A 6881-nucleotide genomic window follows, 5' to 3' on the forward strand; every position below is an offset into this window, starting at 1 on the left:
AATGTAGATAATGCATTTTATAAGAGGTGAAAAGTATGGCATATACTGCTTTGTATAGAGAATGGAGACCTAGGTGCTTCAATGATGTAGTTGGTCAAAAAAATATAACTACAACTCTAAAAAATCAGATTATAAATAATAGAATAGCTCATGCTTATCTTCTTTGTGGAACAAGAGGAACAGGTAAGACTTCCACTGCTAAGATACTGGCTAAAGCAGTAAATTGCCTGAACATTAAAGATGGTGAGCCTTGCAATGAGTGTGAAATGTGTAAGAAGATCAACTCAGGGCTGGCCCTTGATGTTATAGAGTTAGATGCAGCATCGAACAATGGGGTTGAAAATATAAGAGATATAATAAGCAAAGTTATGACACCTCCTAGTGAGGCAAAGTATAAAGTATATATTATGGACGAAGTTCATATGCTGTCAACAGGAGCAGTAAATGCTTTTTTAAAGACATTGGAGGAGCCGCCAAGCAATACTATATTTATATTAGCAACCACAGACCCTCAAAAGCTGCCTATAACAATACTTTCAAGATGTCAGAGATTTGATTTTACTAGAATAAGAAGTGAAGATATATTTCTAAGGCTTAGGACTATTGTTAAGGAGCAGGGTGTATTTGCTGATGATAGGAGTTTAAACCTTATAGCTAGAATGTCTGATGGAGCTTTAAGAGATGCTGAAAGTATTTTAGATCAGGCGATTTCTATGGGCAATGGCAGAGTGGAATATGAAGAAGTAGTAACTATGCTTGGATTAGTTGCTAACGAAAATCTTATAAAGCTTACTGATGCAGTAATTGAAAAGAACATTGAAGCTTCTATGAAAACAGTGGATGACATAGTATTTGGCGGTAAGGACTTAAACAATTTTATAAAAGATTTAATAACTCATATGAGAAACCTTATGATGGTTAAGGTAAGTCAAAAGCCCGAAGATATACTTGATATGTCAGAGGAAAATGTAAACATATTAAAAGAACAAGCTAAAAAGATAAGAATAGAAGAGATAATGAGAAACATAAGAATTCTTCAGGAAACTGAGGAACAATCCAAATGGAGCAAGCAAAGCAGAATTTATTTGGAACTTGCAATAATAAAAATGTGTAAAATGGAATATGATACTTCTAAGGAAGTTATGCTAGCTAGAATTAATAGACTTGAAGAGACTATTAAGCAAGGTAAGATAACTATCGCGCAAACTCCAGAACATTCTTCGGTATCGCAGAACGCTAATACATCAGTAAGAACTAAGGCAAAACCTCAGCAAAAAGAAACTGTTAGTACATCAGAAATAACTACAAACCCAGATTCAAAGCTCTCTTTAGACATGGTTAAAAAGTCTTGGAGAGATATACTAGAGACCATAAAGGCAAGAAGAATGATGGTTATTTTTGCTTCGCTAATGACTGGTGAAGTAGTGGAGGTTAAGGATGGAGTTGTAGTAATAAAGTTTGATGCAGAATATGCTTTTAACAAACAGAGACTTGAAAAAGATGAGTACAAAAGGGCTGTTGAGGAGGCATTTTCTTCTGCACTAAAAGAAAAGGTTAGAATAAAATATACTGTAGATAAAAAAGATAATATAACCAAATCTCCAGAAGAAATCCTTAAGGAAACCTTTGGAGAAGAATTAGTGGAAATAATTGATGAATAGCTATATAATTAAAGGGTATATTTTTTGAAAACAAGAATATAAGAAATTAAATTAACTATGCTTAATGGTATAGTATGAAAAATAATTTGATTGATTTTAAGGAGGATATTTTTATGGCTAAAGGTGGATTCCCAGGAATGGGCGGAGGAAACATGAACAACCTATTAAAGCAAGCTCAAAAATTCCAAAAACAAATGGAAGATCTACAAAAAGACCTTGAAGAAAAGACATTTGAAGGAAAAGCTGGAGGCGGAGCAGTTGTTGCAGTAGCCAATGGAAAGAAACAGCTAATTGATATAAAGATAGATGCAGAAGTTGTAGATCCAGATGACATTGAAATGTTACAAGATTTAATACTTACAGCATGTAACGCAGCTTTAAAGACTGCTGAAGCTGAAACTGCTAATGAAATGGGTAAATTAACTGGCGGAATGAATATACCAGGGTTATTTTAATAGTAATAGTTAGGCATACATGATGTTCATGTATGCCTAATTTACAGGGCAAAAGATAAGTGAAAGAAGGTGAACAAAATGGAATTTTATCCAGTTAGTATAGAGAAGCTTATTGAAGAGTTTGCAAAGCTCCCAGGCATAGGGCATAAGTCAGCACAAAGACTAGCTCTTCATGTTCTTAACCTTCCAAAGGAAGAAGTAGAGGAATTTGCACATGCTCTTGTAAAAGCTAGAGGAACAATAAAATACTGTTCAGTATGTGGAAACTATACAGATAGTGATCCTTGTGCTATATGTGGAAATCCAAATAGGGATAAAGGTACTATTTGTGTAGTTGAGCAGCCAAAGGACATAATAGCAATGGAAAAGGTGAGAGAGTACAATGGGGCGTATCATGTTCTTCATGGAACTATTTCTCCAATGGCGGGCAGAGGACCAGAGGATATAAAGCTTAGAGAGCTTATAAAGAGAATTAATGGTGATATTAAAGAAATAATAGTGGCTACAAACCCTAATATTGAGGGTGAAGCAACCGCTATGTATATATCTAAGATTCTAAAGCCACTTGGTGTAAAGGTAACAAGAATAGCTCATGGAATACCTGTAGGTGGAGATTTGGATTATGCAGATGAAGTTACTCTATCAAAGGCTCTAGAGGGCAGAAGAGAAATTTAATAAAAGAGTGACAAGCTGAATATTTGTCCCATTTTATGTCAAAAATCTAGATAGATATAAAATGGGAGGTACACATATGAACAGGAAATTTATAATTGATTCTCTATCAAAAGACATAAAATATTCAGAGGAGCAAAGACAAATTATAAAATCCATTGAAGAAGCTAAGGAAGAACTTAGTAGAGCAAGACAGTATTTTGATCTAGTAAGTAATCCAAGCCTTGTTGATTATGCAATATATATGGAACAAGCCGCAAAATCAAGGTATTCTTATCTTTTAGCTGAGGCAAAGGATAAGGGAGTAGAGATTGATACAAGTTATGTACTCATGGCGTTAAATGCTATATAAGTAATATATCCAAGCTATTATGAATATAAATTAAAAAAAGTGTAAAACGGGGGATGAAATATGGAATACATGGCTTATTTTTTAGTAGCTATAGTACTTTTGTTTATCATTGTAAAGTTATTTTCATGGCCTATTAAGATACTAGTAAAGCTAATAATTAACGGAGTTTTAGGAGCAGTATTACTTTTCCTTGTGAACCTTGTTGGTTCATACTTTAACTTTGCTATTGGAATAAATTGGGCAACTGCATTAATTGCAGGATTCTTCGGAATACCTGGTGTAATATTCCTAATAATATTTAAATTATTTCTATAAATAAAGGGACATGTGCCGCATGGGTACATGTCTTTTTATCTATATAAACATTTCATATAATCCAAGAAGCAAGATTATTACTCCTGATAGTATGCCTGCAAACTTTCCAATAACATTGGATAAAAACTTCTTACCTAAGTAGCTGCCGGCGGATAAAAATATAACACTAAATAAAAAAGTTAATAATGATGTAATAATCACACTCAGTCCAGTAATGCTTGCACCTATCCCCATACCCATGTTATTTATTGCTAAGGCAAAACCTAAGGTCAAAGATTCCTTAAAATCAATATATCCTGATTTATCTACATCAGCCTTTTCAGGTGTGTTTAAAAGCTCTTCATAGCTAAGAACTGTGTGGTTATTTTCAGAAAGCTCTTCCTTCTTATCTTTAATGGTAATCCAAATGCTCCAAAATCCAAAGCCTATAAGTATAATGCTCCCTAATAAGTTAGCAATATGAATAGGGATAATATGAGTTAGTGCCTTTCCAAAGGACATGGATACGATTGTTCCAATACAGGACATAAATGCAATTATTAAGGATTTTGAAAATTGGATTTTTAAATTTTTAATTCCATAGGCAATTCCTACGGCTAAATTATCAATATTGGCGGAAAATGAAAATAATAAAGAAGATATAATATGCATAAGCACCTCCTGAATTCCTTATTAGTACTAGAAGCTTTAACATAGCGTTCTGATTTTAGCATATTCATAGCTTTTCATTTTGTGATAATTAATTTTTATGTTCAAAGAATTTACCCATTTTGTTAGCTAAAAAATAATGAAAGTTAAATCCTTAACATTTTCTTAATAATCCCTTAAGATTTCAATAAAGTAATTGTTTTCCAAGTAAGTTCAATCTATAATTCTATTTAGTGAGTTTATTAAGAATAGTGAAGGAGAGAAAATATGGCCAATGTATTAGAAGTAAAAGATGTGTACAAGCATCTTGGTAAAAGAGAAATTATAAAAGGCATAAGCTTTTCTGTTAAGGAAGGGGAGATATTTGGATTCTTGGGACCTAATGGTGCAGGTAAAACTACTACTATAAGAATGCTAGTAGGGCTTATTGCACCTAATAAAGGAACCATTTCAATAATGGGACATGAAATAGGTAAAGAAAGAGAAAAGGCTCTATCTAGTGTAGGAGCTGTAGTTGAAAACCCAGAACTATATACATATCTTTCTGGAAGAGAAAATTTAATGCAAATTGCACGTATAAGAAAAATACCAAAAGGTGAAGTAGATAAAGTTGTTGAGCTTGTAAAGCTTAGCGATAGAATAAATGATAAGGTTAAAAAGTATTCTCTAGGAATGAAGCAGAGACTTGGACTTGCTGCGGCCCTATTAGCTGACCCAAGATTATTAATATTAGATGAGCCTACTAATGGATTAGATCCAACTGGAATTATGGAATTTAGGGAAATTGTTAAGCATGCCTCAAAGGAGAGAAATACAGCTGTATTTATATCTTCTCATATATTAAGTGAGGTTCAACAGCTATGCGACACAGTTGCATTTATAAATGATGGTAAAATTCAGTCCGTTGAAAGCATTACTGGTGGGCAGATCAAAAATGAAACTGAAACCTTAGTTTTAGTAACAAGAGAAGCTAAGAATTGTTCGGAGGTTCTAAAGCAGCTTGACTATGTTTATGAGGTTTCAGCAGAGGAGAATGTATTTACAATTAATGCAAAAGAGGATAGTTCTCCAGAGATTGCTGCAACTCTTGTGGAGAAGGGTATAGCTATTAAAGAAATGTATAAAAAGCATAGTGAACTTGAACAAAGATATATGGAGCTTGTGGAAGGGGGCAAAAAGTGATGCTTACACTTATTGGAAATGAGATGAAAAAGTTATTCAGCAGGAAGAAAACTTGGGTAGTAGTAATAGGTTTTATACTGCTTTTGGGTATTCTTACTTTCGCTTTATATAAAGAAGAGCAAAATTTAAAAAAATATTCAAGTCCTGAGTTTAGAATTCAAAGCATGCAGGAATCTATAAATTATAATAATAAGAAAAAACAAGAGCTGCAAGATAAAAGAAATAGCGCAACTAGTACAGATGAAGATAAAAAAGCTATTGATAGAGAACTTACAAGGATTGATACTGATATAAAAAATATGGAAGAAAATATAAAAGGATTGAAAGATAATTCTGGAAAGAATATTGCATGGAAAACTGAATTAAAACAGCAAATCGAAGCTCGAGAAAAAGCAATTAATAATGAAGATGGAAGTAATATGCCAGATGAGTATAAAGAGAGAGAAAAAATAAATATAAATCAAATGAAGTATTTTGTGGAGCATGATATTGAACCTGTTCAAGAGTATAAACTAATTGGATTTAACTTCATAAATAAAGTAGTTGAATTTTTGGGAATGATATTTTTAGCTATGGGTATAGCAATTTTTATTTCAGATATGGTATCTGGAGAATGTACTCCGCCTACTATGAAATTTTTAATAACACAGCCGGTTTCAAGGGGGAAGGTTCTATTATCTAAATTTATAGCAGCGGTTGTATCTTCTGTTCTGCTCATAGTAGCTATAGAGTTAATTTACTTTTTATTTGTAGGTCTAGTCTTTGGATTTGGAAGTTCAAACTATCCAGTTATGGTTGGAACTAGATTCCAGTTTGATATGGCAACCGTTAATGAACAAGGGATTCATCCACTAAAGGCTATAGCAGGAAGTACATATATGATTCCAATGTGGAAGTTTACTCTTGAAATACTTTTGATGCAGATATTATTTATAGTAGCATGTGTATCCTTTATCTTCCTTATTTCAACTCTATTTAAGAGTAGTATGGTTTCAATGGGAGTAGGCTCAATAATAATGATAATACTATTTGTAATTATTAATCAGCTTAGACCATTAGGAAAGATTGTTCCATATTTATTTACTACCTATGGAAATGTAGTAGGGGTGCTAAAGGGTGATGAGTTAGCATTGAGGTTCCAAAACCCGGCATTAACAGCAAGCTTCTCAATACCGGTAATGATAATATGGGCTATTGTATGTTATGTTATTTCACATTTTGTATTTACTAAAAAAGATATACTAATATAGTACTTAAACCACTGGATTTACATTTTGTATCCAGTGGTTTACCATATTTACATATACATAATGGGGGCGATTATATGAGATTTAAAATATTACACACCAATGATGTTCACAGCAGGTTTGAAAACTTTGCTAAGGCTTCAAAAATGATAAAAAAATTAAAAGATGAAAACACACTAGTATTAGATGCTGGTGATTTTAATGATTTTATGAGACTAGAACTTCAAGGTACTAATGGACAAGCTGGGGCTGAGCTTATAAGTGCTGCTGGCTACGATGCTATTTCAATTGGAAACAATGAAGGTTTTGCAGGAATTGAACCTTGTGAGATTTTAGCCGCCTCAGGAAG

9 protein-coding genes (1 of these 9 running past the window's edge) are annotated in these 6881 nt (G+C 33.0%); 8 read left to right on the top strand and 1 reads right to left on the bottom strand.

Features of this window, described 5'->3' with window-relative positions; translation table 11 throughout:
* Window positions 1-35 precede the first annotated feature (35 nt).
* From dnaX to bsdE14_RS10110, 5 genes are all read left to right on the top strand, one after another.
* On the top strand, window positions 36-1661 hold the full coding sequence (gene dnaX / locus bsdE14_RS10090) for a DNA polymerase III subunit gamma/tau (RefSeq protein WP_264849803.1): 1626 nt from the start codon (window positions 36-38) through the stop codon (window positions 1659-1661).
* A gap of 113 nt (window positions 1662-1774) precedes the next feature.
* Complete coding sequence (locus bsdE14_RS10095) at window positions 1775-2116, top strand: YbaB/EbfC family nucleoid-associated protein (RefSeq protein WP_264849804.1); 342 nt, start codon at window positions 1775-1777, stop codon at window positions 2114-2116.
* Window positions 2117-2194: 78 nt separating this feature from the next.
* Window positions 2195-2791 carry a recombination mediator RecR gene (gene recR, locus bsdE14_RS10100; RefSeq protein ID WP_264849805.1) on the top strand — a complete coding sequence of 199 codons (597 nt, stop codon included), beginning with the start codon at window positions 2195-2197 and terminating at the stop codon, window positions 2789-2791.
* A gap of 76 nt (window positions 2792-2867) precedes the next feature.
* Entirely contained in the window at window positions 2868-3140 is a 273-nt protein-coding gene (locus bsdE14_RS10105; protein ID WP_264849806.1) for a YaaL family protein, read from the top strand.
* A gap of 60 nt (window positions 3141-3200) precedes the next feature.
* Window positions 3201-3455: a pro-sigmaK processing inhibitor BofA family protein gene (locus bsdE14_RS10110; RefSeq protein ID WP_264849807.1), complete on the top strand. Its 255-nt coding sequence runs from the start codon at window positions 3201-3203 to the stop codon at window positions 3453-3455.
* A gap of 39 nt (window positions 3456-3494) precedes the next feature.
* On the opposite strand, the gene ytaF is transcribed toward bsdE14_RS10110, so the two are convergent.
* On the bottom strand, window positions 3495-4106 hold the full coding sequence (gene ytaF, locus bsdE14_RS10115) for a sporulation membrane protein YtaF (protein WP_264849808.1): 612 nt from the start codon (window positions 4104-4106) through the stop codon (window positions 3495-3497).
* 264 nt (window positions 4107-4370) lie between these two features.
* Between ytaF and bsdE14_RS10120 the strand changes: the two genes are divergently transcribed.
* The 3 genes from bsdE14_RS10120 to bsdE14_RS10130 form a co-directional block, all read left to right on the top strand.
* Complete coding sequence (locus bsdE14_RS10120; RefSeq protein WP_264849809.1) at window positions 4371-5285, top strand: ABC transporter ATP-binding protein; 915 nt, start codon at window positions 4371-4373, stop codon at window positions 5283-5285.
* Window positions 5285-6535 (top strand): DUF2705 family protein, encoded by a 1251-nt coding sequence (locus tag bsdE14_RS10125; protein ID WP_264849810.1) that lies wholly within the window; start codon window positions 5285-5287, stop codon window positions 6533-6535. Before bsdE14_RS10120 ends, bsdE14_RS10125 begins: the two co-directional genes overlap by 1 nt.
* Before the next feature lie 74 nt (window positions 6536-6609).
* Window positions 6610-6881, top strand: the start of a protein-coding gene (locus bsdE14_RS10130) for a bifunctional metallophosphatase/5'-nucleotidase (protein WP_264849811.1). The gene runs 1141 nt beyond the window's last position; 272 of the gene's 1413 nt are visible here — the first part of the coding sequence; it begins with the start codon at window positions 6610-6612; its stop codon lies off the right edge, out of view.

The organism is Clostridium omnivorum (assembly GCF_026012015.1).
In the GTDB taxonomy this organism is placed as follows: domain Bacteria; phylum Bacillota; class Clostridia; order Clostridiales; family Clostridiaceae; genus Clostridium_AX; species Clostridium_AX omnivorum.

Excerpts from the sequence above, each read along its gene's own strand:
- bsdE14_RS10120 (WP_264849809.1), top strand. The coding sequence starts at position 4,371 with ATGGCCAATGTATTAGAAGTAAAAGATGTGTACAAGCATCTTGGTAAA.
- bsdE14_RS10125 (WP_264849810.1), top strand. The coding sequence starts at position 5,285 with ATGCTTACACTTATTGGAAATGAGATGAAAAAGTTATTCAGCAGGAAG.
- recR (WP_264849805.1), top strand. The coding sequence starts at position 2,195 with ATGGAATTTTATCCAGTTAGTATAGAGAAGCTTATTGAAGAGTTTGCA.
- bsdE14_RS10110 (WP_264849807.1), top strand. The coding sequence starts at position 3,201 with ATGGAATACATGGCTTATTTTTTAGTAGCTATAGTACTTTTGTTTATC.
- bsdE14_RS10095 (WP_264849804.1), top strand. The coding sequence starts at position 1,775 with ATGGCTAAAGGTGGATTCCCAGGAATGGGCGGAGGAAACATGAACAAC.
- bsdE14_RS10105 (WP_264849806.1), top strand. The coding sequence starts at position 2,868 with ATGAACAGGAAATTTATAATTGATTCTCTATCAAAAGACATAAAATAT.
- ytaF (WP_264849808.1), bottom strand. The coding sequence starts at position 4,106 with ATGCATATTATATCTTCTTTATTATTTTCATTTTCCGCCAATATTGAT.
- dnaX (WP_264849803.1), top strand. The coding sequence starts at position 36 with ATGGCATATACTGCTTTGTATAGAGAATGGAGACCTAGGTGCTTCAAT.